The 26,054-nt window shown below is 65.9% G+C and carries 22 protein-coding genes; 6 read left to right on the top strand and 16 right to left on the bottom strand.

Features of this window, described 5'->3' with window-relative positions; all coding sequences use genetic code 11:
- Nucleotides 1–729 precede the first annotated feature (729 nt).
- The gene (locus ArtHe_RS03120; RefSeq protein WP_248318730.1) at nt 730–1,476 is read left to right on the top strand and encodes a hypothetical protein; all 747 of its coding nucleotides are present in this window, start codon (nt 730–732) and stop codon (nt 1,474–1,476) included.
- Between the two features lie 242 nt (nt 1,477–1,718).
- Here ArtHe_RS03120 and ArtHe_RS03115 read toward each other — a convergent pair whose 3' ends face one another.
- On the bottom strand, nt 1,719–3,608 hold the full coding sequence (locus tag ArtHe_RS03115; RefSeq protein WP_248318728.1) for a glycoside hydrolase family 2 TIM barrel-domain containing protein: 1,890 nt from the start codon (nt 3,606–3,608) through the stop codon (nt 1,719–1,721).
- A 6-nt stretch (nt 3,609–3,614) separates the two neighbouring features.
- A complete protein-coding gene (locus ArtHe_RS03110; protein ID WP_248318726.1) occupies nt 3,615–4,400 on the bottom strand; it encodes a type II CAAX endopeptidase family protein in 786 nt (261 codons plus the stop codon).
- A 158-nt stretch (nt 4,401–4,558) separates the two neighbouring features.
- On the opposite strand from ArtHe_RS03110, the gene hutH reads away from it, so the two are divergent.
- Both hutH and ArtHe_RS03100 read left to right on the top strand, forming a co-directional pair.
- Nucleotides 4,559–6,133 (top strand): histidine ammonia-lyase, encoded by a 1,575-nt coding sequence (gene hutH / locus ArtHe_RS03105; RefSeq protein WP_248318724.1) that lies wholly within the window; start codon nt 4,559–4,561, stop codon nt 6,131–6,133.
- A gap of 9 nt (nt 6,134–6,142) precedes the next feature.
- The gene (locus ArtHe_RS03100; protein ID WP_248318722.1) at nt 6,143–6,448 is read left to right on the top strand and encodes an acylphosphatase; all 306 of its coding nucleotides are present in this window, start codon (nt 6,143–6,145) and stop codon (nt 6,446–6,448) included.
- A gap of 258 nt (nt 6,449–6,706) precedes the next feature.
- On the opposite strand, the gene ArtHe_RS03095 is transcribed toward ArtHe_RS03100, so the two are convergent.
- The 9 genes from ArtHe_RS03095 to ArtHe_RS03055 form a co-directional block, all read right to left on the bottom strand.
- Nucleotides 6,707–7,834: a hypothetical protein gene (locus ArtHe_RS03095; RefSeq protein ID WP_248318720.1), complete on the bottom strand. Its 1,128-nt coding sequence runs from the start codon at nt 7,832–7,834 to the stop codon at nt 6,707–6,709.
- A gap of 152 nt (nt 7,835–7,986) precedes the next feature.
- Nucleotides 7,987–9,078, bottom strand: coding sequence for an FAD-dependent oxidoreductase (locus tag ArtHe_RS03090; protein WP_248318719.1), 1,092 nt, complete (start codon nt 9,076–9,078; stop codon nt 7,987–7,989).
- On the bottom strand, nt 9,071–9,871 hold the full coding sequence (locus ArtHe_RS03085) for a protein phosphatase 2C domain-containing protein (protein ID WP_248318718.1): 801 nt from the start codon (nt 9,869–9,871) through the stop codon (nt 9,071–9,073). Before ArtHe_RS03085 ends, ArtHe_RS03090 begins: the two co-directional genes overlap by 8 nt.
- Before the next feature lie 20 nt (nt 9,872–9,891).
- Entirely contained in the window at nt 9,892–10,788 is an 897-nt protein-coding gene (locus ArtHe_RS03080; protein ID WP_248318716.1) for an aminoglycoside phosphotransferase family protein, read from the bottom strand.
- 140 nt (nt 10,789–10,928) lie between these two features.
- Nucleotides 10,929–12,446, bottom strand: coding sequence for an Asp-tRNA(Asn)/Glu-tRNA(Gln) amidotransferase subunit GatB (gatB, locus tag ArtHe_RS03075; RefSeq protein WP_248318714.1), 1,518 nt, complete (start codon nt 12,444–12,446; stop codon nt 10,929–10,931).
- Nucleotides 12,446–13,948: an Asp-tRNA(Asn)/Glu-tRNA(Gln) amidotransferase subunit GatA gene (gene gatA / locus ArtHe_RS03070; protein WP_248318712.1), complete on the bottom strand. Its 1,503-nt coding sequence runs from the start codon at nt 13,946–13,948 to the stop codon at nt 12,446–12,448. The genes gatB and gatA overlap by 1 nt, the downstream gene beginning before the upstream one ends.
- A 7-nt stretch (nt 13,949–13,955) precedes the next feature.
- Entirely contained in the window at nt 13,956–14,252 is a 297-nt protein-coding gene (gene gatC, locus ArtHe_RS03065; protein ID WP_066302518.1) for an Asp-tRNA(Asn)/Glu-tRNA(Gln) amidotransferase subunit GatC, read from the bottom strand.
- 136 nt (nt 14,253–14,388) lie between these two features.
- Complete coding sequence (locus ArtHe_RS03060; RefSeq protein WP_248318710.1) at nt 14,389–14,883, bottom strand: GNAT family N-acetyltransferase; 495 nt, start codon at nt 14,881–14,883, stop codon at nt 14,389–14,391.
- 169 nt (nt 14,884–15,052) lie between these two features.
- Nucleotides 15,053–15,499, bottom strand: a complete 447-nt coding sequence (locus tag ArtHe_RS03055) for a TraR/DksA family transcriptional regulator (RefSeq protein ID WP_248318709.1) — start codon at nt 15,497–15,499, stop codon at nt 15,053–15,055.
- Nucleotides 15,500–15,792: 293 nt separating this feature from the next.
- Here ArtHe_RS03055 and ArtHe_RS03050 point away from each other — a divergent pair, with 293 nt between their 5' ends.
- Complete coding sequence (locus tag ArtHe_RS03050) at nt 15,793–16,044, top strand: hypothetical protein (protein WP_151724058.1); 252 nt, start codon at nt 15,793–15,795, stop codon at nt 16,042–16,044.
- Between the two features lie 16 nt (nt 16,045–16,060).
- Here the strand turns inward: ArtHe_RS03050 and ArtHe_RS03045 are convergent, their stop codons facing one another.
- Together ArtHe_RS03045 and ligA are read right to left on the bottom strand one after the other, a co-directional pair.
- The gene (locus ArtHe_RS03045; protein ID WP_248318708.1) at nt 16,061–16,870 is read right to left on the bottom strand and encodes an inositol monophosphatase family protein; all 810 of its coding nucleotides are present in this window, start codon (nt 16,868–16,870) and stop codon (nt 16,061–16,063) included.
- Nucleotides 16,867–19,116, bottom strand: coding sequence for an NAD-dependent DNA ligase LigA (gene ligA, locus ArtHe_RS03040; RefSeq protein WP_248318706.1), 2,250 nt, complete (start codon nt 19,114–19,116; stop codon nt 16,867–16,869). The genes ArtHe_RS03045 and ligA overlap by 4 nt, the downstream gene beginning before the upstream one ends.
- 177 nt (nt 19,117–19,293) lie before the next feature.
- Here ligA and ArtHe_RS03035 point away from each other — a divergent pair, with 177 nt between their 5' ends.
- Both ArtHe_RS03035 and ArtHe_RS03030 read left to right on the top strand, forming a co-directional pair.
- Complete coding sequence (locus tag ArtHe_RS03035; protein ID WP_248318704.1) at nt 19,294–19,737, top strand: YciI family protein; 444 nt, start codon at nt 19,294–19,296, stop codon at nt 19,735–19,737.
- A gap of 4 nt (nt 19,738–19,741) precedes the next feature.
- Nucleotides 19,742–21,004 (top strand): RNA polymerase sigma factor, encoded by a 1,263-nt coding sequence (locus ArtHe_RS03030; RefSeq protein WP_248318702.1) that lies wholly within the window; start codon nt 19,742–19,744, stop codon nt 21,002–21,004.
- Nucleotides 21,005–21,030: 26 nt separating this feature from the next.
- Here ArtHe_RS03030 and ArtHe_RS03025 read toward each other — a convergent pair whose 3' ends face one another.
- The 3 genes from ArtHe_RS03025 to ArtHe_RS03015 form a co-directional block, all read right to left on the bottom strand.
- On the bottom strand, nt 21,031–21,288 hold the full coding sequence (locus ArtHe_RS03025; protein ID WP_248318701.1) for a hypothetical protein: 258 nt from the start codon (nt 21,286–21,288) through the stop codon (nt 21,031–21,033).
- A gap of 375 nt (nt 21,289–21,663) precedes the next feature.
- Nucleotides 21,664–22,551 carry a hypothetical protein gene (locus ArtHe_RS03020; RefSeq protein ID WP_248318699.1) on the bottom strand — a complete coding sequence of 296 codons (888 nt, stop codon included), beginning with the start codon at nt 22,549–22,551 and terminating at the stop codon, nt 21,664–21,666.
- Nucleotides 22,552–23,082: 531 nt separating this feature from the next.
- The gene (locus ArtHe_RS03015) at nt 23,083–26,031 is read right to left on the bottom strand and encodes a hypothetical protein (RefSeq protein WP_248318697.1); all 2,949 of its coding nucleotides are present in this window, start codon (nt 26,029–26,031) and stop codon (nt 23,083–23,085) included.
- Nucleotides 26,032–26,054 lie beyond the last annotated feature (23 nt).

The following is a 26,054-nucleotide window of genomic DNA, read 5'->3' as shown; positions in this document are numbered from 1 at the left end:
TTCCCTGCCACGTTGGGACAATCCTGCGCGGCGGCACGCCAGGAAAGTCCCAAACCGGGAGGATTGTCCCAGTTTGCAGGGTTCTCGCGAGTGCACGCCCTTCGCGGGGTTTCATGATCAGAGGGCTCGGCCCAACTGCGGGCAACGTGTCCCTGTGTTTTGGGACTTCCCGGCCACACTGTGACTGCTCGCGCGGGCGTTTCCCTCCGTTTAGGGAAATCCCATCCACTCCGTGCACCCTCTCCCTCCGTTTTGGGAAAACCCATCCACTCCGTGCACCCTTTCCCTCCGTTTTGGGAAAACCCATCCACTCCGTGCACCCTTTCCCTCCATGTGGGGAAAATCCTGCCGCTTTGAGACATAGTTTCCCTCCGTTTTGGGAAAATTCAGCCGTTATGGGGTTTCCCTCCGGTGCGCTCAGGCAGGGAAATCCCGGATTGGTCGATTTCCCCAAACCGTAGGGTTATCCACAGACGAGGACCCCGGCCCCCGGGCAAGACTGTGAGGGGCCAAGATGGGACGATGCAGCCAGCCCTTCTCTTCTCGTCGGACGCAGACCGGGACGGTCCCGGGCGCCGCTCCCTCGCCAGCCGATGTCGCAGCGGGGAGCTCCTCCGGCTGAGGCCCGGCGTCTACATCTCCAGTGCCCAGTGGGAAGATCTCCCCCGTTGGGAACGCGAAATCACGATGCTGGCGGCAGCTGCGGAACAAGGCCGGAATCCACGGGTCTTGGTCCAGGAATCAGCTGCGATCGCTTGGGGAATTCCCACCATCGGCTCTTCCACCGAGATCATGGTGCTGGCCTCGGCCCCATCGCATGCACGGCGTCGAGGAGGAATCCGCTGGGCCGAACGGCAACTGCTTGAGCCGCTCTCCGAGACCTCAGGGTTTGCTGTCACATCGCGGGGGCAGACCGTTCTTGATATGGCCGCCTATCTGCCCTTTGAGCGCGCGGTTCCGGCCATGGACCACGTACTGCGGCCGGATCCAGGACGCGGACTGGCACCGTTGGACAAGACAGCTTTGAGGAATTTGGCTCAGGCGCTGCCAAGCCATGCCAAACGAACGCGCGCTCTCCGGGTCATCAATTTCGCGGACAGGCGATCAGAATCACCGGGTGAGTCGTTTTCCCGAGCCGTCATTCACCGGCTTGGCTTCCCACCCCCTGATCTGCAGAAAGAGTTCCGCTCTTCCGGTGGCCGGGTGCTTGGCCGGACAGATTTCTTTTGGCCTCAGCGAAATCTGGTCGGCGAGTTCGACGGTGCCGTGAAGTACGGGGCTTCGCTAAACGGCACCGTCGGGCAATCCCAACAAGCCCTGCTGCAGGAAAAGCGCCGCGAAGATGCCATCCGTGCTACCGGCGTGGGATTTGTGCGCTGGTCATGGGCCGACGCACTCAGGCCACCGCATGACCCGGGTGGCCTGGCACAAATACTGACTCGGGCAGGACTACCCAGAAATCGACGGCAAAAGTGACGGCGAAAGCTCCGCGAAGACGCCATCCGTGCCACCGGCGTCGGGTTTGTGCGCTGGTCATGGGCCGACGTCGGGAAGCCGGCGCAGCATCCGGATGGGCTGGTTCAGCGGCTGACGAGCGCAGGACTGCCCAGCCGGTCCCGTAGACGTTCCTCCCGGTGAATCTGCTGCCGGTTTGGGGCCTCGCTCCGGTCCGCGGCGGCAGCGATGTCCCAAACCGGAGCGATCCGCGTTATGCATCCCTACACGGTGGCCGAAAGCCCCTGGATCAGAGCCGCATTGATCTCCCGGGCCGTATCCCGGTCCAGCTTCAGCACTTTCCGGTCGTAGGTGAGCAGGCCGTTGACTTCGTCCTCGACGTCGGCGAGCTGGGTGTAGACCGCCGCGGCCAGTCCCTGTTTGACGGCAGGTTCGATCTGGGTGCGGTGCAGTTCCGTGAAGGCGCGCTCCAGTTCCTTCCGGCTGTGCAGGGTTTTCCCGTAGCCGAAGACCTTGCTGTTCCAGGTGTGGCCCGGCACCGGCAGGCTGAAGCCGCCGAATTCCGACAGCACGATCGCACGGGGATCACGCTGCCAGCGCCTGCGGATGTGGAACGGGACCGCGTAGACGTGCAGGCTCTTGGCGTCTCCGGCCCCCTGGTCGTGCCAGCCGCTGGCGTGGTCGATCCCTCGGGTCGGGTCGAGTTTCCGCAGCTCCGCAGTAATCGCCGCTGCGTCGAACTGGCCCCAGCCTTCGTTGAAGGGTACCCAGAGAGCAATGCTGGGGACGCTGCGCAGCAGTTCCACCGTCTCGCGCAGTTCTTGCCGAAAAGCCTCCCGGCCGGCAGCGTCACTGCGGCCGAACTTGGCGTAACGCCGGTCGCTGCGGCTGCCACGCCCGGGGAGCGGCAGCGGTTCCGGCGCACGGCCGTCTCCCAGCCCGCCATTAGCCAGGTCCTGCCAGACCAGCATGCCGAGCCGGTCGCAATGGTAATACCAGCGCAGCGGCTCGATCTTGATGTGCTTGCGCAGCATCGTGAATCCCAGGCCCTTGGCAGTCTCGATGTCATGGATCATGGCTGCGTCCGCCGGCGCCGTGTAGAGCCCGTCCGGCCAGTACCCCTGGTCCAGCAGACCGGCGTGGAAGTACGGCCGGCCGTTGAGCAGCAGCCGCTGATGCCCGCCCCCGTCCGCTCCCATCCCGAAGGTGCGCAGGCCGAAGTAGCTCTGCACTGTGTCCTCCCCCAGCCGCACGCTCACCGAATAGAGGAAGGGATCGCCCGGACTCCACAGCCGAGGCTCCGGCAGACGCAGGGTCAGTGGTTCTCCCGGAGCCGCGGTGCCGTGGGCAACGTCCTTCCCTTCAGCGGTGACAGTAATGTCCGCGCGCCCGGCTGCACCGCTGGCCAGCCCCGCATGGACCGTGAACTCAGCACCGTCCAGGGAAGCCAGCGGAGTAATCACGACTCTCTGGATCCAGGTCATTGGCACCGCTTCCAGCCAGACGGTCTGCCAGATTCCGGACTGCGCCGTGTACCAGATGCCGCCGCGCTCCAGTTTTTGCTTGCCCCGGGAAGCACCGTTGGTCTCAGATCCGTCGAGCACCCGCACCACGAGTTCCTGCTCCTGACTAGGGAGCAGCAGGTCGGTGATATCGAGGCTGAAGGGCAGGTAGCCTCCGTCGTGCCTGCCCGCCGGGCGGCCGTTGACGGTCACGGTGCAGGACTGGTCAACCGCTCCGAAATGCAGCAGGACCCGCCCGCCGGTACCAACCGCTGGGTCACCAACCGCCAGGTCACCGCCCGCCGCCCGGCTCTGGCGCACCCGCCCGCCGGTACCAACCGCTGGGTCACCAGCCGCTAGCCCGCCACCCGCCGGGAGCAAACCGGAGACCGAAAAGGAACGCCGGTACCAGAGCGCCTCCTCCGGCTGCAGCTGGCGTTCGACGCCGGAGAGCGGGGCTTCGGGCGAAAACGGCACCAGGATTTTCCCGTCCCAGGCCCCGGGCTGCTCCTCGACGCCGGCGGGTGTGAACGCGTAGTCCCAGCTGCCATTGAGACTCCTCCAATTTTCCCGGACCAGCTGGGGGCGCGGGTACTCGGGCAGGACGTTCCCGGGATCCAGGGTTTCGCCCCAGACTGTTTTCAAGGCCATGCGGGGCTAGTCTCCAATTCCAATGGCTGAGCCGAACAGGGCAAATCCCACGAATCCGGCAATATCCACCAGCGCGTGCGCGATGACCAGCGGCATAACACGCCGGGTTTTGTAGTAGACGTAACCAAAGATCAGTCCCATCACGAAGTTGCCGATGCCGGGACCAATGCCCTGATACAGGTGGTAGCTGGCCCGGATCAGTGCGCTGGTAAGGATCATGGCAGGCACTCCCCAGCCCAGTGCCCGGAGCCTGGTGAACAGGTAGCCCACCACGATGACCTCTTCCAGCACTGCGTGGCGCAGTGCCGAGAGAATCAGTACGGGCAGGGTCCACCAGTACGTGTCCAGCGCAGCGGGAATGAGCGCCGTCGTAATCCCCAGTGCCCGGCCCGCTGCGTAGACCCCCAGCGTTCCCGCCCCGATCACGGCAGCGAGCCCCACACCGAGACCGAAGTCCCGCAGCGGCCGGGAGAATGTGAAGCCAATCCGCTGAAAGGCGGATTTCCCGGGTTCAGTGAGCAGGAACAGGACCAGGGCAACGGGCATCAGCGAGAAGAAGATACCCAGCAGCTGGTACAGCAGATCGAAGAACGGACTTTGCGCCAGCACCGGATTCAGTGTGGTTGTTTGGCCGGCGAGCGGCCCCTGGGTCATCTTGTCCGCCAGCCTGACGACGGCGTAAACACCGGATTGCCCGAGCGATAACCCCAGGACAATGAGGATTTCTGCGGTGATTCTCCGGCGGGCCCGCGGTTCCAGGGCAGGGGCGGGAACAGTGGAGGCTGGGCGCATGTGCCTATTCTGCCTGATCCGGGGCTCCACTGCGGGGGCGGGAACGCTTGCGGAAGGCGGGCGAATGCATTTCACTGGTTGAAATGCCAGTACCATTCTTCGGCATTTGATTCCGCTTCCGTTGCACACCGCATCGGATCAAGGCATTGTGAGGTTTCGTGATTTCCCCCCAAAGCACCGCCGTAACCGTGGCCATCGGCCCCGGCCCGCTCGACCCCGCTTCAATCCTCGCCGTCGCCCGGGACAGCGCTCCGGTCCAGCTGGCCCCGGAAGCCCTGACTGCCATGGAGTCCTCCCGCGCGGTCATCGATGCCCTCGCTGCCGACACCCTGCCGCACTACGGTGTCTCCACCGGGTTCGGGGCGCTGGCAACCAAGCAGATTCCCACGGCCCAGCGGGCTGAGCTGCAGCGCTCCCTGGTCCGCAGCCACGCGGCGTCCGCCGGCGCTGAGGTGGACCGTGAGGTTGTCCGTGCACTGATGGTCAACCGGCTCTCCACCCTCGCGACCGGGCGCACCGGGGTCCGTCCCGCCGTCGCGCAGGCGTACGCGGCACTGCTGAATGCGGGCATCACTCCCGTCATCGGTGAGTACGGGTCGCTGGGTTGTTCAGGGGACCTCGCTCCCCTGTCCCATTGCGCGCTGGCGCTGATGGGTGAAGGCCGGGTGCGCGACGCCGGCGGTCAGGCCATGGACGCGGCCGAGGCTTTGGCTGCGGCTGGCCTGGAGCCCCTGGAGCTGAAGGAGAAGGAGGGGCTGGCCCTGATCAACGGCACCGACGGGATGCTGGGGATGCTGACGATGGCCATCGCCGACCTGCAGCAGCTGCTGGCCACCGCGGACGTCGCTGCAGCGATGAGCGTCGAGGGACTGCTCGGTACCGCCGCAGTCTTCGCAGCAGATCTGCAGGGGCTGCGTCCACAGCCCGGGCAGGCGGAGTCCGCAGCCAATATCCGGGCCGTGCTCGCCGGCTCCTCCCTGGTGGAGGAGCAGAACGGTGAGACGTTCACCCGGGTGCAGGACGCATACTCACTGCGGTGCGCTCCCCAGGTGCATGGCGCGGCCCGGTCAACCCTGGCCCACGCCGAACACGTTGCTGCCTGCGAGCGGGCCTCTGCCATCGACAATCCGGTGGTCACGATCGACGGGCGGGTGGAGTCCAACGGGAACTTCCACGGCGCTCCGGTGGGCTACGTCCTGGACTTCCTCGCCATCGCCGTCGCGGATGTCGCCTCCATGAGCGAGCGGCGGACCGACCGTTTCCTGGACCGCAACCGCAGCCACGGGCTAAACCCGTTCCTCGCCCACGATCCCGGCGTCGATTCCGGTCACATGATCGCCCAGTACACGCAGGCCGGCATCGTCTCGGAGCTCAAGCGGCTGGCAGTTCCAGCGTCCGTGGATTCCATCCCCTCCTCCGCCATGCAGGAGGACCACGTTTCAATGGGCTGGGCCGCCGGGCTGAAGCTGCGCCGGGCACTGGACGGGCTGGCACGCGTTCTGGCCGTGGAGCTGCTGACCTCCGCCCGTGCCCTGGACATGCGCGACGGCGGCATCGGCACCTCCCGGAGCGCTCCGGTGTCCACCGCCGTACGCAGCGTCATCCGCGCCCTGGTGCAGGGACCGGGTCCGGACCGTTTCCTGGCACCGGAGATTGAAGCCGTCTACACGTTGGTTGCCGACGGCAGCCTGCTGGCGGCGGCGAACAGTGTGCTGGAGAAGCCGCTCGACTAAGCTGCGGGCATGAATTCAGAGCAGCCATTCGGCGGGCCGGGCAATACCATCCGTGTAACTGCAGCCGTCAACGGCCTGGTTCAGGGCGTGGGCTTCCGCTACTGGGTGATGCGGCGTGCCTTGAAGCTGGGGCTGACCGGGACGGTGGTCAACCGCGCCGACGGGTCCGTGCTGATCACTGCGGAAGGCCTGCCCTCGGCCGTGGACGGCCTGCTGGAACTGGTGCGGTCCCCGTCGGCTCCGGGTGCGGTGCACGACGTCGAAGAGCACCGGTCCGCTGCCACGGGAGAATTTGAAGGATTCGCTGCGGGTTGATTCGCTGCGGGTTAAAGTATCCGGACATGAAGAACGCCGGCAGACTGTGGGTTGGTTGGGGGGAACAACCCTAGTCTGCCGGCGCCGGATAGTTCACTACGCTATCCATTCATCACTCGCACCCTTATGAGGTATTAACTACGTTAGGACACCGGTCTGGAAGGCTCCTGTCAGCAAGCTGGCAACTCCCTGAGAGCGGGTCCAGCGGCCGGCTGGATCGTCCACCAGCATCCCCCAGGGACCGCAGCGCGCAGGAGGTCAGGCGGCCTTCCGGAGTCCCTGTCCGTCCGACTGGGCGTCAGTTCCCGGCGCCTCATCCTGAGTCTTGGAACCGGAGGCAGGGTCCTGTGCCCGGGTGGCCGCGGGTGCCTCTGCTGCCTGGGCAGGCTTTGGCGCAACAGGTTTTCCGGCCGGAGAATTCGCCGGTGCAGCGTTCTTCGGTGCAGCGTTCTTCGGTGCGGCATTTCCCTGGGAAACCTGACCCGGTGTGGGATTCTCCTGGCTCGGCCGGTCCGGGCCGGCTGCGGGCAGAGGTGCTTTGGCAGCCGGCTGGGTGGCCTCGGCCTTGTTGGCCTTGCCCCGTTTTTTCTTCTTGGAGGCAGCCTTTTTGTTGACGGCGGACTTAACGACTGGGGGCTTCGCCTCTGCCGCAGCCGGCTCGGTTCCGGCAGGCTTGGCAGAGGCGGAAACCTTTGCGGCAGGAGCCTGTGTTCCGGCCGCCGTTGCCCCGGCATTCTTTGCCGCAGCTTTCTTAGCCGCTGCGTTCGTACCCGCAGTGTCCTTCGTCGCCGCATTCCTGCCCGCTGCGTTCTTGCTTCCAGCGTTCTTGCTTCCAGCGTTCTTGGCCGCAGCATTCTTAGCCGCTGCATTCTTGGTCCCAGCGGTACCGGCTCCATTGCTGGCGGCCTGCTTGGAGACGGCCTGCTTGGAACCGGTGAGGGACGCGGAGGCCGGCACAGCGGCGTCCTGATCCAGGGAGGCCGCTGTGGTCTGTGGCCGGCTGGTGGGCCTGCTGGCGAGGGAGCTGCTGCGGCGCACGTCATGCCGGGCCGGCAGCAGGGCTTCCATGAGTTCTTCGGTGGCGGAACGCGTGGCGTCCAGGAACACGGCTGCCGCCGCATCGTCCGGGGCGGTCTCCGTCCGGTGTACGGCCGAGCGCTTCACCAGACGGTACAGGGCCGAGGCGACAACCAGCAGGGCAATGCCCGTGCCGTACATCAAGGTCAGTGACAGGGCCAGGGAAGTTGTCCCGCCGGAAAAGAACCCATATCCCGCAATTGCCAGGACCAGCCAGATGGTGCTGATGACAGTCAGGACGGAACGCACTTTGACGTAGAAGGGACGCTGCTGCACGTCCGCAATCTGCGGCGGCAAAATATCTGGCACTGATGAGACCTCTCAAAGCACAAAACGGCAGGACTAAAAGTGGAAGTTGGCCGAAGCCTGCCTGCCCTTCAACTCTAGGGACCGCCGCGGACCTTCATGACCATTCCCGCGCCCTTTGTCCGATTTGTTACTTGCAGCCGATGAGATCTTGCTCACAGTCCGGGGCGGGCTGGCGAGAGCGCCGCTGAGACGTCCACGGGCGGCCGGCTGCCTAGCAGTTGCGCAGCCGCCAGCTCGGCGATTCCGGACGAGGTTTGGAAGCCGTAACCACCCTGTCCGGCCAGCCAGAAGAAGCCGGGAACGGCGTCGTCGAACCCCACCACCGGCATTCCGTCCGGCGCCTCGGTGCGCAGCCCGGTCCAGGCGCGCCGGACATCGCCGAGCTCCAGGGACGTCACGGAATTCACCAGGGCGATCAGCGCCTCGATGTCTTCCGGGCGGTGCCGGGCATCTTCCGGATCACTCGGGACAGCTTCCGAAGGCGAGACCAGCACGCCTCCGGAATCGGGCCGGTAGTAGAAGGTTTCCAGCGCGCTGGCCACCATGGGACCGTCTGGTGCCGGCGGGTTGGCTGCCTCCACCACCGCAGCGGTCCGCCGGTAGGGCTGCAGGCGCCTGGGGCGGACACCGAAGAGTTCCGCGACGTCGTCGGCCCAGGCCCCGGCGGCGTTCACTACCGTGGCAGCAGCGAACTGCTCACCCGCCGCGGTAACCAGCCAGTGCCCGGATGAAGTCCGTTCCGCGGCCCCGGCCCGGCGGCTGGTCAGGATACGGCCACCGGCGGCCTCGATGCGCGCCCGGTGCCAGTCCATCAGGCGCCCGGTGTCGCAGGAGACGGAGGTGGTGTCCAGACCTGCGGCCTCGAAGCTGCCGGCGTCCAGTTCCGGTGCCAGGCCTGCGGCTTGGGCCATAGTGATCGGGTGCATGTGGCCGCTGGCGTGGTCGCGGACGTCTTCCTCCTCGCCGACCAGCAGGAAAGAACGCGGCGTGAGGATGGGTTGTGCCAGCTCCGCTTCCAGTTCCCGGATCAGGGCCAGCGTCCGCACCGTCAGGTCCTGCACGGGAGCGGGCCCGTAGCTCGGGATCAGCTGCCGCGCGGACCGGGACGAGGTGTGGTAACCCAGCACGCCCTCCGCTTCGAGCAGCACGACGCCGGTGTGCCCGGCCAGCGCTGAAGCCAGCGACAGCCCGGCTATGCCGCCGCCGATGATCAGGACGGTTCTCTCCGCGGGATAGCTAGGCATTGGGGACCACCGTCAGGATGGTGGCGTCGTCGGCTTTTTCACCGGAAGCGAGCTGCTGCCCGCGCAGGTCCAGCAGCAGCCGTTGGGCGTCCACCGGAGTCGACGCCGCGCGCAGGAAGCCGGGCGGCCCGTCGACCAGACCCAGGTCAACGGCGCGCCACGCGCCGTCGGAGGCCAGGACCACCCGGCGTGGAGCGGGAAGCCGCTGAAGGTGGGCATGCTGCACGGCCTCGGGTTCCCGCCGGGCGACCCACAGCCGGCCGGGAGTGTTCCGCAGTTCCCGGTCACGGCGCAGCAGCTCGCGGGCCTGTTCGGGGTCCGCCGGATTTTCGCGGTCAACGCGCAGGTCAGCCGGTTCGCTGGTCACATGGACTATGGATCCGTTTTCCAGTTCGACGACGGCGTGGCAGTCGGCGAGTACCAGCACCTCCACCCCGTCTCCGGTCAGCTGCGCCAGACACAGCGCCGCGCTAGGGAATCTGGTCCGTTCCCCGGCGGCACGTTCCTCCGCCACAGCATTCACCCGGTACAGGGCGTCCTCCAGGATCCCGCCGGCTACCGATTCCCCGGGACCGGGAGGGGACGGGGTACGGGCTGCTTCCGCCAGCAGCAGGTCAAGTGTCCGCGCATACCAGGCCGGGTTGGAAGGTCCCGGCAGATCCAGTTCAGGAAGCAGCGAGGTGGCTCCGTCGATCACCCAGGCGCTGGCACCGGCGAAGCCGCAGCTGTCCTCATTTACGTGCCCGTCACCTTCGGTCTGGACGCGGACGGAATGTCTCCAGTTGGTGGGCATAGCTCATTGTGGCATGCGCCCTAGAGCCAGGTCAGATCGTCGGTGAGGATCTCCATCAGCGTCTCTGATCCCACCAGGTAGAGACCAGGATGCCGTTCGGCGCCCGCCAGCAGATTGGACGCCATGTACACCGCCCAGCCGCGTGCCCGCAGCCAGACGGACGGATCGCCGTCGTACTGGGACCCCAGGGACTTATGCAGGCGCCGGCGGCCGGTGGCGTCAAAAACCAGCCAGGCTGCGGCGAGGTCGGTGGCCGGGTCCCCGGCCGTGAGGTCACCAAAATCGATGACAGCCTGCAGTGTTCCGTCCTTGGCGATGAGGTTGGCCGGGTGCAGGTCACCGTGCAGCCACAGCGGCTCACCATTCCACGGCGGCAGGGCGGCGGCCTGCTCCCAGATCTCGGCGATCCGGGCCGCGTGCGGGACCATGCCGGAGCGCAGCCTGTCCTGCACCGCCTGGCTGCGGCTGGCGAGTAGCCCGCCCACCATGGGATTGGGCGGATAGTCCCGGGGTGCTGCCCGGTGGAAGGTATTCAGGAATTCGCCCAGCGGTCCGGCCAGTGCCACGTTCCGGTCCCGCGGCTGGAGCGAGACGTCCAGTCCGTCGAACCACTCGCTGACGCTCCATGGATAGGGATAGGACTCCTCCGGCGCACCGGCGAACAACGGGACTGAGGTTCCGGTTTCCAGCGAGGCCGTGAGTTCAGGGAGCCAGCGCTGTTCTTTGGCCATCAGCCCGGCAACGCTGCCACGGCGCGGCAGCCGGACCACCAGGTGAGGACCGAGGCGGAACACGTAGTTCACCCATCCGCCGCCCACTTCCTTCAGCGGGTGATGTGCCAGCTGCGGATGCTGGCTCTCCAGCAGGGCATGGACCAGGTCTGCATCCACTGCAAGCTGGGCCGGGACCGTCGACATGCTGAGCACCCTACCCTGCGGCCCCTCCCTGGGACAGGTGCCCAGCCGGTCCCTTAACGCAGACCGGCTTCCGGGCCGCGTGGCTCCCGCTGGTGGGGAGATGCGCGGCCCGTAAGCCGGGTTGAAGCGGGCTGTCTGGGCTAGCCCTGCACGCCCAGACGTTCGAGGATCAGTTCGCGGACGCGGCCGGCGTCGGCCTGTCCGCGGGTCGCCTTCATCACACCGCCCACGATCGCACCCACGGCCTGCACCTTGCCGCCGCGGATCTTGTCCGCGACGTCCGGGGCTGCCGCCAGGGCGGCGTCGATGGCTTCGAGCAGGGCACCGTCATCGGAGACGACGGCGAGGCCGCGCTTTTCGATGACTTCCTCCGGGGTGCCTTCGCCGGCGAGGACGCCGTCGAGGACCTGGCGGGCCAGCTTGTCGTTGATCTTGCCGGCCTGGACCAGGCGGTCCAGCTCGACGATGAGCTCGGGCGTGACGCCGGTGTCCACCGGATCCACTTCGGCTTCCTTGGCGCGGCGGGCAACTTCACCCATCCACCACTTGCGGGCGACCTGCGCGGAGGCACCGGCGGCGATGGTTTCCTCAATGGCTTCCATCACGCCGGCGTTGACGACGTCGCGGAACTCGGCGTCGGAGTAACCCCACTCGGTTTTCAGGCGCTTGCGGCGCTCGGCCGGCGGCTCGGGCAGGCGGGAGCGGAGCTCTTCGATCCATTCCGGGGTGGTGACCACGGGCAGCAGGTCCGGTTCCGGGAAGTACCGGTAGTCATCGGCGTCGGACTTAGGCCGGCCCGACGTCGTCGAGCGGGTGTCCTCGTGCCAGTGACGGGTTTCCTGGACGATCTTCTCACCGGAATCCAGGACGGCGGCGTGCCGCTGGATTTCGAAGCGGACGGCGCGTTCGACGGCGCGCAGCGAGTTCACGTTCTTGGTTTCCGACCGCGTGCCAAACTTTTCCTGGCCGTACGGGCGCAGCGAGACGTTGGCGTCGCAGCGCACATTGCCGCGCTCCATCTTGGCATCGGAGACGCCGAGGTTCTTCACGATTTCCCGGATGGCCGCCACGTACGCCTTGGCCAGCTCGGGGGCACGGGCGCCGGCCCCTTCGATCGGCTTGGTGACGATTTCCACCAGCGGAACACCGGACCGGTTGTAGTCCACCAGGGAGAAATCGGCACCCTGGATGCGTCCGGCGGAGCCGCCCATGTGGGTCAGCTTGCCTGCGTCTTCTTCCATGTGGGCGCGTTCGATCTCAACCCGGAAGACGGTGCCGTCTTCCAGTTCGATGTCCAGCCAGCCGTCGTACGCGATGGGATCTTCATACTGGGAGGTCTGGAAGTTCTTGGGCGTGTCCGGGTAGAAGTACTGTTTCCGGGCGAACGTGCAGGATTCGGCGATCTTGCAGTTCAGGGCCAGGCCGATCAGGATCGAGTACTCCACCGCGGTCTTGTTGACCACCGGCAGGACACCGGGCAGGCCAAGGCAGACCGGGGTGACGTTGGTGTTCGGCTCATCGCCGAAGACGTTCGGGGCGTCGGAGAACATCTTGGTTTTGGTGTTGAGCTCCACGTGGACCTCAAACCCGAGGACCGGATCGTACTTCTCGATCGCCGTCTCGAACGGAAGGGTTTCTTCCTGGGTGTGCACGGACATTACTTCACTCCTCCGAGTACGGGGGCCGATGCCAGCAGCGGGCCGCCCCACTTCTGCTCCAGCAGGCCTTCGAGGGCTGCTCCGGCACGGTACAGGCGCACGTCCTCCCGGGCGGGCGCCAGGAACTGGATACCGACCGGCAGACCGTCGGCCAGGCCGCCGGGAATGGAGATGCCGGGAACGCCGGCCATGTTGGCCGGAATGGTGGCGACGTCGTTGAGGTACATGGCCAGCGGATCGTCCAGTTTTTCGCCGAGCTTGAACGCCGTGTTCGGCGACGTCGGGGAGATCAGCACGTCAGCCTGGGCAAACGCCGCGTTGAAGTCGCGCTGGATCAGGGTGCGGACCTTCTGCGCCGAGCCGTAGTAGGCGTCGTAGTAGCCGGCGGAGAGGGCGTAGGTGCCCAGGATGATCCGGCGCTTAACCTCGTCGCCGAAGCCGGCGGCGCGGGTGGCGCCCATCACGCGTTCGATGGTGAGCGGCGGGTCCTGCGGCAGGCGGCGCATGCCGTAGCGCACGCCGTCGTACTTCGCCAGGTTCGAGGAGGCCTCGGACGGCATGATCAGGTAGTAGGCGCCCAGCGCGTACTTGAAGTTGGGGCAGGAGACCTCAACGATCTCGGCGCCGGCGTCCTTGAGCAGCTCAAGTGACTCATCAAAGCGGGCCTGCACACCGGGCTGGTAGCCCTCGCCCTGCAGTTCCTTGATGACGCCGATGCGCATGCCGGCCACGCTGCCGTTGCGGGCCGCTTCAACCAAGTTGCCCACCGGGTCGGTGAGGGAGGTCGAGTCGCGCGGATCGTGTCCGCCGATGACTTCCTGGAGCATGGCTGCGTCCAGCACGGTCCGGGATACCGGGCCGATCTGGTCCAGCGAGGAGGCCATGGCGATGGCGCCGTAGCGGGAGACCCCGCCGTAGGTCGGCTTCACGCCCACCGAGCCGGTGACGGAGGCCGGCTGCCGGATGGAGCCGCCGGTGTCGGTACCGAGGGCCAGGGGTGCTTCGAAGGCGGCGACGGCGGCTGCCGAGCCTCCGCCGGAACCGCCGGGGATCCGGTCCAGGTCCCACGGGTTGCGGGTGGGGCCGTAGGCCGAGTGCTCCGTGGAGGAGCCCATGGCGAATTCGTCCAGGTTGGTCTTGCCCAGCATGGGCATCCGGGCGGCGCGGATCCGGGAAATCACGGTCGCGTCGTACGGGCTCATCCAGCCTTCGAGCATCTTCGAGCCCGCGGTGGTCGGCTGGCCGACCGTGACGATCAGGTCCTTGATGGCGATCGGAACGCCGGCCAGGGTGTGCAGCTCTTCGCCGGCGGCGCGGGCCTTGTCCACCCCGGAAGCAACTTCAAGCGCTTCATCGGTGTTGACGTGCAGGAACGCGTGGATGTCGCCGTCGACTGCGGCAATCCGGTCCAGGTGCGCCTGGGTGACCTCGACGGCGGAGACCTCGCGGGAGGCCAGCTTTTCTGCCAGTACGGCAGCGCTGGAGGTAATCAGTTCACTCATGGAAGTTTTACTCCTCATCCAGGATGGCAGGGACCTTGAAGCGGCCTTCGGCGTTGTCCGGCGCGCCGGACAGGGCCTGCTCATTGGTCAGCGTCTGCCCCACCACATCCTCGCGGAACACGTTCACCAGCGGGATCGGGTGGGAGGTGGCCGGGATATCGTCACCGGCAACTTCGCTTACGGATTTGATCGAATCCACGATGACGTCGAGCTCGCCGGCCATTTTGGCCAGCTCGTCATCGGTCATCTCAATGTGGGCCAGCCGCGCGAGATGCGCCACCGCCTCACGATTGATCTCAGACATGAGTCTCCCATGCGTCCTATGCAGTATTTTCGGCTTCCACCGGTATCCCTACCAGTCTACGGCGTACGGCAGCACAGTTCCGGCGGCGTGACGCGCCGGGCTTGGTATGCGGCACCCGGGGCTGCCGCCGCCGGACCTACAGCTCCAGGCGGAAGACCCAGAGGACGTAGTCTTCGCCGGGAACGGTCCAGTCGCGCTCCGGAACCCGTTCGAAACCGAGGGACAGGTACATGCTGTGCGCTCCGAGCATGCTGGTCATGCTGGTCAGGGACACAGCGTGGATGCCGTCAAGGCTGCGGGCGTGGTCCACGATGGCGCTGACCAGGGTCCGGCCCACTCCCCCGCGCTGCACGGCAGGATCGACGGCCAGCATGCGGAATTCCAGTTCACCGTCGTTCGCGATGTCAGCATAAGGCTGGCCGGCAAAGGTAACGGCTGCGGACCCGGCCACGGCCCCGTCTTTCTCGGCCACCCAGAGTTCTGCATGCTCGGCGCGGTGTTCCACGTTCTCGAGGTCCTGGACGTACGGGTTGTCCGCATCGATGAAGCCGGCCTTCAGATAAGCCTCACGGGTAATCCGGCGGATGTCTTCATAGTCTGCTGGGGTAGCCCGCCGAACGGTGATGCTCATGGGTGTTACGGATCCTTACGTGGGGGTTGATTTCCAGCGTAAATTCTATCCGCAGCCACCCGCCCGTCCTTGCCGCTGACGCCGCCCCGGCCGGTGACTCCTGACACAGGGCCCGCGTGGAACGGAGGCCCCGGCCTTCAGCGGAGCCAACCAGCCATGGGCGGCCCGTTCAGCGGCGCTTGGCCTCGGCCGAGCATGCTACGCAGAACCGGGCTTCAGGCCGGATTTCCAGCCTGGCCTCCGGGATGGGCTCTCCGCAGCGTTCGCAGATTCCGTAAACCCCGTCGTCCAGCCTTACCCGGGCCAGAAGCAACTGAGCGAGAGAAGCTTCAAGCGCCGCAAGCATCGACATTTCGTTAGCGCGTTCCACCGAGACGGTGGTGCCCTCGGGGTCGTGTTCATCATCCGCCGGGGTGTCCTTGGCAGCGGCCGTGACTTCCCGGATGTCGGCCAGGACGGTATCGATTTTCACGCGGACTTCGGCAATATGCTCATCGATGATCGCGGCAAACCGGTCGGAATCCAGGTCCGGTGGGGTTTGTGGTTTGGCTTCCGGAACACGTGTGGTGACCGCAGGTGCCGACTTACGCGCCACCGGTGTGAGTTTACGAGCCATGATGCGTCCTCCCAAGTCCAAGGAGCTGTGCTGAGTTCCACCAATTATCCGCGCCCGGGCGCCCGTAGCATCCCCCGGGAGGGGCTGCTTTCCTCTGGGCTTAATACCTCTCTGCCCGCCTCTGCCGGGCCCGAAGCTCAAGATCTGCTCAAGGCGCGCGCAAGGAACCGTAAATTCTCTCCGTAACACCAAATCCGTTAGGCGCATCGGCCCCGAAACGCCCTTGGATTGGCTAGTCTCGCTTCACCGTTCCTGCTTGGTCTCGGAACGGAGCACTGACACTGGGGGTAGGCATGAAGCAGGAAATAAGGCTCGCGCCAGGGATGATCGTCCGCTGCCAAAAGGGCGTGAGCTCGGTCAAGCTGCGGGTCATGGGTGCGTCGCGCTGCGATGGCTGCAGCACGATGGGCGTGATTGTCCAGGTGATGGAGGACGCCGTCGTGGACAACTTCCACTACTGGAAAGGCCACGTGATCGTGATGGACCGGGACCGGATTACCGTCGACTCACGTTCGGCTGTCCCCTCCTGGATGGGCATGTACTGAGCCGAAGGGTTGGAAACTAGAACCCCGACGGCGGCGCCAGCCACGCCGTTGTCACGGCGGCCAGGCGCTCGGCGTCGTCCATCCGCCGCGCCGGCGTTCCCGGACGGTGGACCGTAGCGCCGGCTTCCTCGGCGATCAGCGCACCGGCGGCGAAGTCGTGTTCGTTCAGGCCACGTTCCACGTAGGCGTCCAACGTGCCGTCGGCGACCATGCACAGGTCCAGGGCAGCGGAGCCCAGCCGGCGCAGGTCCGCAAAACCCTCCATCAGGTCTGCGAGCGCACCATATTGCTCGGTCCGCACGCCCGGCTCATAGGAGAATCCGGTACCCAGCAGCTTCCCGGTGCGCTCCGGGTCCGGTCCGGACAGCTGCCGCACGCTCCCGCGCTCGGCCAGCCAGGCACCGTGGCCGCGCGCTGCCCAGTAGACGCGCACCAGGGCCGGGGCATGGACGACGCCGGCCAGCCACTCGCCGTCGTTGTTCACGGCCGCCACAGACGTGGCATAGAAGGGAATGTTCCGAATGAAGTTGGTGGTCCCGTCCAGCGGGTCCACGGACCAGCGGATACCGGAGGGTTCGGCGGGAACGCTCGCTTCCAGCTCTTCCCCCGTGATTTCGTCGAACGGGCGGAGTTTGTTGATCACCTCGCGGACTGCGTACTCCGCTTCCGTGTCATAGTTGGTGACCCAGTCCCCGGAAGCACCCTTGTTCACCGCGTTCAGGCCGTCTTCTGACCGCTTGGCGAGCACGGCGGCTCCTGCAGCAGCCGCCTGGCGGGCGACGTCGAGCAGCTCCAGCGGGTCCGGTGTTCCGGTGTTGGGGCTCATGCGCTTGTCTCCTCCACAGGTTGCTCCTCCGCGGGCGCGGTCTCGTCGGATGCGCCCGTCTGGAGAGTGCCGTCCAGCAGGGCCCGGAACCCGTCCTCGTCGAGGATGGGGACGCCCAGGGACTCGGCCTTGTCGCGTTTGGTGCCGGCGTTCTCCCCGGCCACCAGGTAGTCCGTCTTCTTGGAAACCGATCCGGAGGCCTTGCCGCCGCGGCTGATGATGGCTTCCTTGGCCTCATCGCGGCTGAAGTTCGGCAGCGTCCCGGTGACGACGACCGTCAGGCCTTCGAGGGTGCGCGGCAGGCTTTCATCGCGCTCGTCGGCCATCCGCACGCCCGCCCGTGCCCAGGCGTCCACGATTTCCACGTGCCAGTCCTCGGCGAACCATTCCTCCAGCGCCGCAGCAATGGTGGGGCCGACGCCGTCCACGTGCGCCAGCTGCTCCTCCGTGGCGGCCCGGATGTTCTCCATGGAACCGAAGGCCGTCGCCAGGGCGCGGGCCGCCGTCGGGCCCACATGCCGGATGGACAGTGCCACCAGGACCCGCCACAGCGGCTGGGACTTGGCCTTTTCCAGTTCCTCGAAGAGCTTGCGGGTGTTGGCCGAGGGCTCGGACGGCTTTTTGGCGGTGCCCTTGGTGTAGAAGTACGGGACCAGTTCGGTGCCCACCACCACGCCCTTGGAGCGCTTGGGCCGTTCGATCCGGACGTCGGCCAGGTCCTCAATTTTGAGGTCAAACAGTCCGGCCTCGCTGGTCAGCGGCGGATTCTCCGGTTCCGCAGGCGAGGTCAGCGCGATCGCCGCTTCCCAGCCCAGGGCCTCAATGTCGAAGGCGCCGCGGCCGGCGAGGTGGAACACCCGTTCGCGCAGCTGCGAGGGGCAGGAGCGGGCGTTGGGGCAGCGGATGTCGACGTCGCCCTCCTTGGCCGGCTTCAGCTCCGTGCCGCAGGAGGGGCAGTGGGTGGGCATCACGAAGTCGCGTTCGCTGCCATCGCGCAGTGCGACGACGGGGCCGACGATCTCCGGGATCACGTCGCCCGCCTTGCGCAGCACCACGGTGTCGCCGATTTTCACGCCCTTGGCCTTCACCACGTCCTGGTTGTGCAGGGTGGCCATCTCCACGGTGGAGCCGGCGACCTTGACCGGCTCCATGATGCCGTAGGGCGTGACCCGGCCGGTGCGGCCCACGTTGACCCGGATGTCCAGGAGCTTGGTGTTGACCTCCTCCGGCGGGTACTTGTAGGCCACGGACCAGCGCGGCACCCGGGAGGTGTGGCCGAGGGCGCGCTGCAGGGCGAAGTCGTCCACCTTGACCACGATGCCGTCGATTTCATGCGCCAGGTCGTGCCGGTGCTCGCCGTTGCGGGCGATGAACTCCAGCACCTCCTGATAGGTGTCCAGCACCTGGTAGTAGGGCGAGGTGGGCAGGCCCCAGGCCTTGAGCAGCTCGTAGGTTTCGGACTGGCTGGCGGCGCTGAGCCCTTCCCGCGCGCCGATGCCGTGCACGTACATGCTCAGCGGGCGCTGGGCGGTGACGTTGGGGTCTTTTTGCCGCAGCGATCCGGCGGCGGCGTTGCGCGGGTTGGCGAAGGGCGCCTTGCCCGCCTCGACCATGGTTTCGTTCAGGTGGGCGAATTCCTTGGACGGGATAAACACCTCGCCGCGGATTTCCACCTCGGCCGGCAGGTTCTCGCCCTTGAGGCGGCGCGGAATGGAGGCGATCGTGAGCACGTTGTGGGTGATGTCCTCGCCGGTGGTGCCGTCTCCGCGGGTGGCCGCGCGGACCAGTTCCCCGTTGCGATACAGCAGATTGACCGCCAGGCCATCAATCTTCAGTTCGGTGAGCCACTGAACCTTCGACCCCGGTGCGATGGAGGCGACGGAGGCAACGGCCCGCTTCACCCACGCGTCGAGTTCGTCCAGGGAGAAGACGTCTTCCAGGCTGTACATCCGGGACAGGTGTTCCACCGGCGCGAACGCTGCTGAGACTTCGCCGCCGACTTCCTGCGTGGGCGAATCGTTGGTCACCAGCTCCGGGTGCAGTGCCTCGAGTTCTTCGAGCCGGCGGTACAGCTCATCGAACTCGGCATCGGAGACCAGCGGGGCGTCCTCGTTGTAGTACGCGAACCGGTACTTGCGCACCTGGTCGGAGAGCGCCTCATACTCTTCGCGCAGGCCGCCGCTGGGCGGCGTATCCGTGCTGACGGCGTCGACGGCTTCTTCCGGGGATGTCTTAGCTGTGCTCACCTATCCAATCTTGCCGTATGTACGACGGCGGCGGGAGCTTTGCTGCGGACGTTGGGGATGGTGCGTCCCCTGTCCGGGTCAGAAAAAGATTCCCGGCGCCGTCGATATCCAGGGGAACCGTTCGACGGCATAGTAGGAGGCGCATAAAGCGCTCCCCCAACGAGCAGGAGATAAGCCATGAAGTACATGATGATCATGCGGTCCACTGATGCAGGTGTCGACGCATATAAGGATGTGCCTTTCGAAGAGGTCATCAACCGGATGGGCGCCTACAACGAGTCGATGATTAACGCCGGCGTCCTGCTGGCGGGAGAAGGCCTGGCCGAGGTCACGGAGGACGCCAACTTCGTCGTCGACTTCTCCGAGGATCCGCCGCTGGTCACCGACGGTCCGTACGGCGAGACCCACGAACTCTTCAACGGTTTCTGGATCATCGAGGTCCCTTCGAAGGAGGAAGCGGCGGAGTGGGCCAGCCGGTGCCCGCTGGGTCCGGGGTCGAAGCTGGAGGTCCGGCGGGTCACCGATGCCTCCGACTTCGAGGATTTCTCCGACAACGAGTACATCCAGAAGGAAGAAGGCTGGCGCGAGCAGGAAGAGAAGCTGCGCGCGGAGAACGCCTAGTCCCATGGCGTCCACGGATGCAACGGGCGAGGCAGCCGGGGCCGCGGCGGTCCGGCACCGGATCGACGCCATTTGGCGGATTGACGGTGCGCGGATTGTTGCGGCCCTGGCCCGCGCCACCGGGGACGTGGGTCTGGCGGAGGACGTTGCCCAGGAGGCGGTGGCTGAGGCGCTTCTCCAGTGGCCGGTTGAGGGAGTGCCGCGTAACCCGCCGGCCTGGCTCACCGCAGTCGCCAAGCGCCGGGCGATCGATGCCTGGCGCCGGGCGGAACGGCTGCAGGACCGCTACGCGGAGCTGGGCAGGAGGCTGGAGGATGCTGCCGCACCGGAATGGGATCCGCTGCCGGACGACGTCCTGAAGCTGGTTTTTGTTGCCTGTCATCCGGTGCTGTCCCGGGAGGCGCAGGTGGCCCTGACGCTGCGGACTGTCGGCGGGCTGTCCACCGGGGAGATCGCCCGGCTGTTCCTGCTGCCAGTGGCCACGGTGCAGCAGCGGATTGTCCGGGCGAAGAAGACTCTGTCCGCGGCCAGGGTTCCCTTTGACGTTCCGGAGCCGAATGAATGGAGCGCCCGGCTCGGCGGTGTGCTCGCGGTGATCTACCTTCTGTTCACGGAGGGGTACGCTGCATCCTCGGGAAAGGCATGGATGCGCCAGGATCTGGCGTTGGAGGCTCTGCGGCTGGGTCGGCTGCTGTCCCGGCTTGTTCCGCGGGAGCCGGAGGCGCTCGCCCTGGTGGCCCTGATGGAGTTCCAGGCTTCCCGGTTCCGGGCCCGGACCCGCGCGGATGGCTCCCCCGTGCTGCTGTCTGATCAGGACCGCACACTGTGGGACCGGGTTCAGATCGAGCGCGGGCGGGTTGCCCTGGCGCAGGCCGACGCGCTGGGGCGGGGCCGGGGAAACTATGCGCTGCAGGCCGCGATCGCGCAATGCCATGCGACGGCGCCGGATGTGGAGGCGACGGACTGGACCCGGATCGTGCTGCTTTATGAGGCCTTGGGCCGGTTGGCGCCATCGCCGGTGGTGGAACTGAACCGCGCCGTGGCAGTGTCCATGGCCACCGGACCGGCGACGGCGCTGGAGCTGGTGGACCGGCTGGCTGCCACCGGCGCTCTCCGCGGGTCGCATCTGCTGCCGAGTGTGCGGGCCGAGCTGCTCTCCAGGCTGGGCCGGATGGAAGAGGCGCGGGAGGAGTTTCTGTCCGCAGCCGGGCTCGCCCGGAATGATAGGGAAAAGGAAGTTCTTCAGCGGCGGGCTGCGGGGCTGTAGCGGCCTGCTGCAGGGGCCGTAGCGGCCTACTGCTTCAGCAGGTCGTGCTCGGTCAGCACGAAGTCGCTGAGGTCTTCCCAGCGGAACGCTCCGTGATACTCGCTTCGTCCGGCAATAGTGATCTCCGGGATCTCTCCGCGGCGAATCTGTTCCTCCTTGGAGGCGGCATCGACAAAGGTATACACCGTTTCCCCAATGTATTTGTGAATACCCGCGCTAAGTCCCTGCCACGTGGCCAGCACGGATACGCGCACGTACCGGTCCAAGTCGCTTTTCGTAACCATCAGGTGCCATGACAATGGCCTGCCCACGCCGTCCACTTCGTCAGACGGCTGCCAGCCTTCCCCGGGGGATTCTTCGGTCGGCGTATAAAGACGGAGACGTCCATGACCCAAAGAATTTGCCCAAAACCACTCGCCCTGCAAGACACCGTAGATTCCCGGGACCCGCATCCCGTTGGGCAGGAACTTCTGCAACCTGGGCGTTTCGGGCGCGCTCTCCTCGCTTCCCTTCTCGGGGAGAGGTGGAACCAGCCGCAATCTAGTCAATGGAACTCAAAACCCTTCGCCACAACGGCACCCCGCCCGGCACCAGCCAGTGCAGGAGATTCAAACCGTCCGCTGCCGGCATTCGCTGCTTCAATGGGTTCACCCCCGCGGCTAACCTCGGAACGCCAGAGACGGCAAACGGTTCTGAATTACCTGCACATCCTGCACCTGCGACGCCGGAACCACCGTCCAATACACCCCGGCATCAGCCTTGTTCAACGCCAGAGCCTCGGCACGGTCCGCGTTATGCCCGGTATAAAATAACCGATACACCTGGCCGTCCTCACCCTGGGCAACATCTGTGATCCGGAACGGCTCGCCCTGCCACGAACACGTCGCCAACAGCTCATAGAAGTCCTGGATCTCCCCCAGGCCCGCCGTCCGGCGCCAGCACCCCTTCGGAGTCTGCTCAAACCCCTCCACCCCGGGGTCCGACGTGGCGGCTAATTCAACCGCCCGGCCCTCATCCACCAAATCAGCACGGAACACCTGGCCCTGCCACACCGCAGACCAGCCGATAATGTGCGACGGCGTATGCACACCCGGCTTGGGCAGACCAGACGTACCCGCCACACCCCAGCCGGTGGCCACATCAAAATAGACCGCCAGCAGTTCCTCAGGCGCCCCGGCCCGGATCCGCCACAGCTCCGCACCCGCCGGAATCGCACACTCATCCAGGAAATACACCGGCACCACACCTCCGGACCAGGCAGCATAGCCAGTCCCCGTATACGGCGGACGGTCCACAAACTCGGGGCCAGCAGCCGTGTGCACATGGATGGACAGCGGAACCTGGAACCGCAGCACATCAACGTACCCGGCACTCCGGTCCCACAGCGTACCCGGGAAATCCAGACCATGAACTTCAAAAAGGTCCTCCGGCGTCCGGGCATTCACCGCGTCGCCGGCGTTCACCACAAACCCCGAAACAGTGTCCCGGTTACCACCCACCAGGAACTCAACCTGCGTGGGATTTAAAGCCTTCTGAAAAAACGTCATGTTTAGTCTTCCCCCTGGATTACCAACGTTGGATCGCACTGACGGATCAGCTGGCGTCCTTCCGCCAATAAACTTCGGACCGGACGTTGAGGACCATGTCAGCTGGCACCCAACCAAAAACCGGCTGACGCCCTACTGGCTCGTCCTTAGCAAAAGGGTGAAACCCGTGTTCCTTCAACAGATCCATTTTTGCCTCGGCAGAGAAACCTGTCCCGGCCACCACTGCCAGATTTCCGTTAGCGTCCTCCGCCAGGACTTTCACTACATGTCCTGGCCTTAGCTCCCCCGAGGCGCGAACGGCGTGAACATCGGTCACCTCATCTGGAGGGACGCCACGCGTGTACGCGATTGAAGGCCGTGGAAACTCATTTGGCTGCTCATGGGTTTTCCACTCAGGGCCTGGGCGTTCGCCTCCTTCCTGGACCAGGTAGATGAGTCCGCGTATCGGAGACGTCGAGCGAAGCTCGTACTCTCGCCCCTTCCACATGCCGTAGTCACCACTTAGTTTCGTCCCATCAGCAGTCCACATAATTACAGGCTAATCCACTGACGGTTTACCAAATCGTAGATGCCCACCAATGCCTCGTTGCCGTTACGGTCGATACGCCACATTTCGGCTCCGTCCTGAAGGGGGACACCGTCAGGAGCTGCGAGTTCCGGGATAACGGGAGTGTGTTCCACCCGGCTACTGGGCAATCCAAGACCGTTGTTCGGCCATGCTGCGGAGTCACGCCTGGGGTGGCCGTCCTCATGTATGAGGCCATCCTCCCGCAACCCGTCTGCCTCCTGCATTTCCCGATCCCGTGCCGTTGAAGCTCCAGCTGCGTCTCGCTCAGCTTCTCCGGCCCGGTCACGCCGAAGCTCCTCCACCCGGGCATGATTTGGACTATCCGGGATCACGATCCCGTCGGAAACTTTCTCATCGACCATGAAGCGCACGGCATAAACTTCCTCCGTCTGTCCCGCCCTGAACGGCATATTTACCGGTTGAATGGCCACACCATCTCGGTCCAAACTCATGTAATCCAACCGGAGGCCAAGGATGATCTCGTCGACTGTACGAAGATCTGCTGCGTCGGAAGCCTGCGAAATGAATCCGCCCATGCTGCCGCGGTACTTCTCAGGGCCTGTATTGGCGAGGACCGGAGCGGCGTCGTCGGCACTGTAGACCTTCTGGAACGGCTGGTTCACGTCGCCTGTGCCCAGCAGATGCCGGACATCATGGACAAGGACGGCCTGGGCATCAGTCAGGTCATAGTAGTAGCGGGTAGGGATTCCCCGCAGTGCGTTTTCCAGCGGGCTGGCACCGGGACGAACCGGGCCCCGGGTCTCAGCGTCGAAAGCCCTCTCCAGCAGATCCGCGACCTGCGTCTCCACAACATTCGGTGGCAGTTTCCCGTCCGGTCCCCGCAGCCCATCCAACGCCTGCAATTCCGCCGGCGAAAGATGGGTAGCCAGGAACCCGTCCGGGTCCTTCCACGTCACCGGGTCCAAAGACCGGGTGAGCTGCGATATCTGGTCATTCCGGGTCGAGACCGTATGCGTACGGTCCCCGAGATCCACAGTCTCCGGACGGCCATCGGCGTCATAGTGCACAACGGGCTTCGGGGTAGGAGCACCGGGTGCCTCCGAGGTGTCCGGCCCCGCAGAGGAGGAATCAGCACCATCGGCGCCCTCACCGGCGCGCGTGCCGCCGGGAGCTTCATCAACAGCTGCCGCGCCGGGCCGCACGTCGTCTGCCTCACCCTTGACGGCGGGGCGGGCATCGTCGGCATCAAGGTGTGCCGCGGGAGCCGGAGTCTCGGTGTTCCGGTTAGCCGGGATGCGGTCCTCCGGCATGGCATGACCGGGCGTGCCCGGTTTGCCGGCGGTGGTGTCAGCATCAGTGCCGTTGCTGCGCACCGGGGCCTCCGCGGCAGAAGCCTTGCCGCTTCCGGGCCCTTCCGCCTCAGGAACGGTGTTCCGGACCGGACCCTCCGGTGTCTTCGGCCCACGCGTGGCGTCCGGCGTCGTTCCGGCCGTGGCACCAGGCCGTGTGGCGTCCGGCGTCGTTCCGGAAGTGGAACCAGCCCCAGAATGCGTCGCCGCAGCCCCCGAAGACCCCGAACCGCCACCGGTACGGGCCGGAGGCGGTTCCGGCGTGAACGCCATCACCCGCGTACTGCCGCCACCTCCGGCACCAGCCAGCGCCGGAGTTCCGAAACGACTATTGCCGGCATTCGCCAGCGCGTCGTCGACCTTGTTCAGCGCAGACTTGCCGGAATCGATCAGGAACTGATCCGCCGCCTGCCACGCGGCACCGACCTTCCCCACTGCCACCTTCGAGGTATCCACAACCGTGGTGATCGCATTGATCTTGAACGCCTGCGCCGCGTCCGTGACCTTCACCGTGACTCCGGCAACCTTGCCGATACCGGTGGCATTAACGACGGCGGACACCTTCCCGCTGGCGTTCGCCACGTCGCCGATCTTGCCCGCCACCGAGCCGACCTTCGCCGTCGCACCCGCACCGGCCGTCAACAGGATCGACGCCAGGTCGAAGGTGGTGGCACCGGCCGCATACGCGGGATCGGTCTGCCACTCATCCCAGTGAATCGCCGCCTTACCCACCGCCAGCAGCTCCTCGCCGGCCTGCTTCACCCGGTCCCCGTTGCCGCTGGCGTGCATCGCCAGCTGGACAATCGGGCTGGTCACAATGGCCGCGTTCAGCGCCAGGTTCCCCAGGCCCTGCCAGGTCTGCGCAAACGCCTCACCGCCGCCCAGGCCCACCATGTTGCCCAGGCCGGTCACCGTCCCGGTAACACCGCTCCACACACCCTTGCCGAAGGATGCGATTCCGTCCCAGGCGTCGCGGTACCAGGGCTTATCCCATTCGGTGGGTTGGCCCCACGGCACGTTGCCTTCCACCGCGGCGGCGTCGAGCTGGTCACCGGTAAAGCCGAATTCCACCTCGCCGGCCCCGGCGCCCCCTTCCGTGGTGAGGACGTAGGACGGCCCGCCGTAGATGCCGCTGATGGCGTTGGCGCAGAGCCGCTGGGCTTCCTGCAGATCGGCATAAAGCCGGTTCAGGTCACCGATGATGTTCTGCTCAGCCTGGATCAGGCCTTCATCGTCGTCCCAGTCGTCCTGACTGCGGCCCCGGGTCCGGGACAAAAAGTTGGCTGCGTCGGCTTTGACCGCGCTCAACCGGGTCTTGAGCGAATCGACAGTGTCCGCGTAGGCAAGCACCGCGGTATTGACCGTGCCTGCGTCTGTCACCAGGTCTTCGGCAGAGGTCGTCACGGGGGCGAAGGCCGAATACACCACCTCGGAGCCGGCGATCTCATACACCGAAGGCGTCTGCAGCCGGGACCAGGCCGCCGCAGAGTCCGCGGCGGTGGTGCTGACGTCGCCGACGGCGCTGACCAGGCCCGCGGCAGCGGTGCGGATCGTTTCGGGATCGGGCAGCACGGCCTCAAAGGCGGCGATGTCGATGCTCATGGATTCCCCCGGGTAAACAAACG

Source organism: Arthrobacter sp. Helios (genome assembly GCF_023167125.1).
GTDB lineage: Bacteria > Actinomycetota > Actinomycetes > Actinomycetales > Micrococcaceae > Arthrobacter_B > Arthrobacter_B luteolus.
Note: the sequence above shows the minus strand (reverse complement) of the source record. Positions and strands in the feature narration are given on the sequence as shown.

What these genes read in the sequence shown, in the direction of transcription:
- ArtHe_RS03100 (WP_248318722.1), top strand. Translation starts at nt 6,143, where the DNA reads ATGAATTCAGAGCAGCCATTCGGCGGGCCGGGCAATACCATCCGTGTA.
- ArtHe_RS03080 (WP_248318716.1), bottom strand. Translation starts at nt 10,788, where the DNA reads ATGTCGACGGTCCCGGCCCAGCTTGCAGTGGATGCAGACCTGGTCCAT.
- ArtHe_RS03030 (WP_248318702.1), top strand. Translation starts at nt 19,742, where the DNA reads ATGGCGTCCACGGATGCAACGGGCGAGGCAGCCGGGGCCGCGGCGGTC.
- gatB (WP_248318714.1), bottom strand. Translation starts at nt 12,446, where the DNA reads ATGTCCGTGCACACCCAGGAAGAAACCCTTCCGTTCGAGACGGCGATC.
- ArtHe_RS03045 (WP_248318708.1), bottom strand. Translation starts at nt 16,870, where the DNA reads ATGAGCCCCAACACCGGAACACCGGACCCGCTGGAGCTGCTCGACGTC.
- ArtHe_RS03060 (WP_248318710.1), bottom strand. Translation starts at nt 14,883, where the DNA reads ATGAGCATCACCGTTCGGCGGGCTACCCCAGCAGACTATGAAGACATC.
- ArtHe_RS03050 (WP_151724058.1), top strand. Translation starts at nt 15,793, where the DNA reads ATGAAGCAGGAAATAAGGCTCGCGCCAGGGATGATCGTCCGCTGCCAA.
- ArtHe_RS03015 (WP_248318697.1), bottom strand. Translation starts at nt 26,031, where the DNA reads ATGAGCATCGACATCGCCGCCTTTGAGGCCGTGCTGCCCGATCCCGAA.
- ArtHe_RS03020 (WP_248318699.1), bottom strand. Translation starts at nt 22,551, where the DNA reads ATGACGTTTTTTCAGAAGGCTTTAAATCCCACGCAGGTTGAGTTCCTG.
- ArtHe_RS03085 (WP_248318718.1), bottom strand. Translation starts at nt 9,871, where the DNA reads ATGCCCACCAACTGGAGACATTCCGTCCGCGTCCAGACCGAAGGTGAC.
- gatA (WP_248318712.1), bottom strand. Translation starts at nt 13,948, where the DNA reads ATGAGTGAACTGATTACCTCCAGCGCTGCCGTACTGGCAGAAAAGCTG.
- ArtHe_RS03090 (WP_248318719.1), bottom strand. Translation starts at nt 9,078, where the DNA reads ATGCCTAGCTATCCCGCGGAGAGAACCGTCCTGATCATCGGCGGCGGC.
- ArtHe_RS03055 (WP_248318709.1), bottom strand. Translation starts at nt 15,499, where the DNA reads ATGGCTCGTAAACTCACACCGGTGGCGCGTAAGTCGGCACCTGCGGTC.
- ArtHe_RS03110 (WP_248318726.1), bottom strand. Translation starts at nt 4,400, where the DNA reads ATGCGCCCAGCCTCCACTGTTCCCGCCCCTGCCCTGGAACCGCGGGCC.
- ArtHe_RS03035 (WP_248318704.1), top strand. Translation starts at nt 19,294, where the DNA reads ATGAAGTACATGATGATCATGCGGTCCACTGATGCAGGTGTCGACGCA.
- ArtHe_RS03115 (WP_248318728.1), bottom strand. Translation starts at nt 3,608, where the DNA reads ATGGCCTTGAAAACAGTCTGGGGCGAAACCCTGGATCCCGGGAACGTC.
- ArtHe_RS03025 (WP_248318701.1), bottom strand. Translation starts at nt 21,288, where the DNA reads ATGGTTACGAAAAGCGACTTGGACCGGTACGTGCGCGTATCCGTGCTG.
- gatC (WP_066302518.1), bottom strand. Translation starts at nt 14,252, where the DNA reads ATGTCTGAGATCAATCGTGAGGCGGTGGCGCATCTCGCGCGGCTGGCC.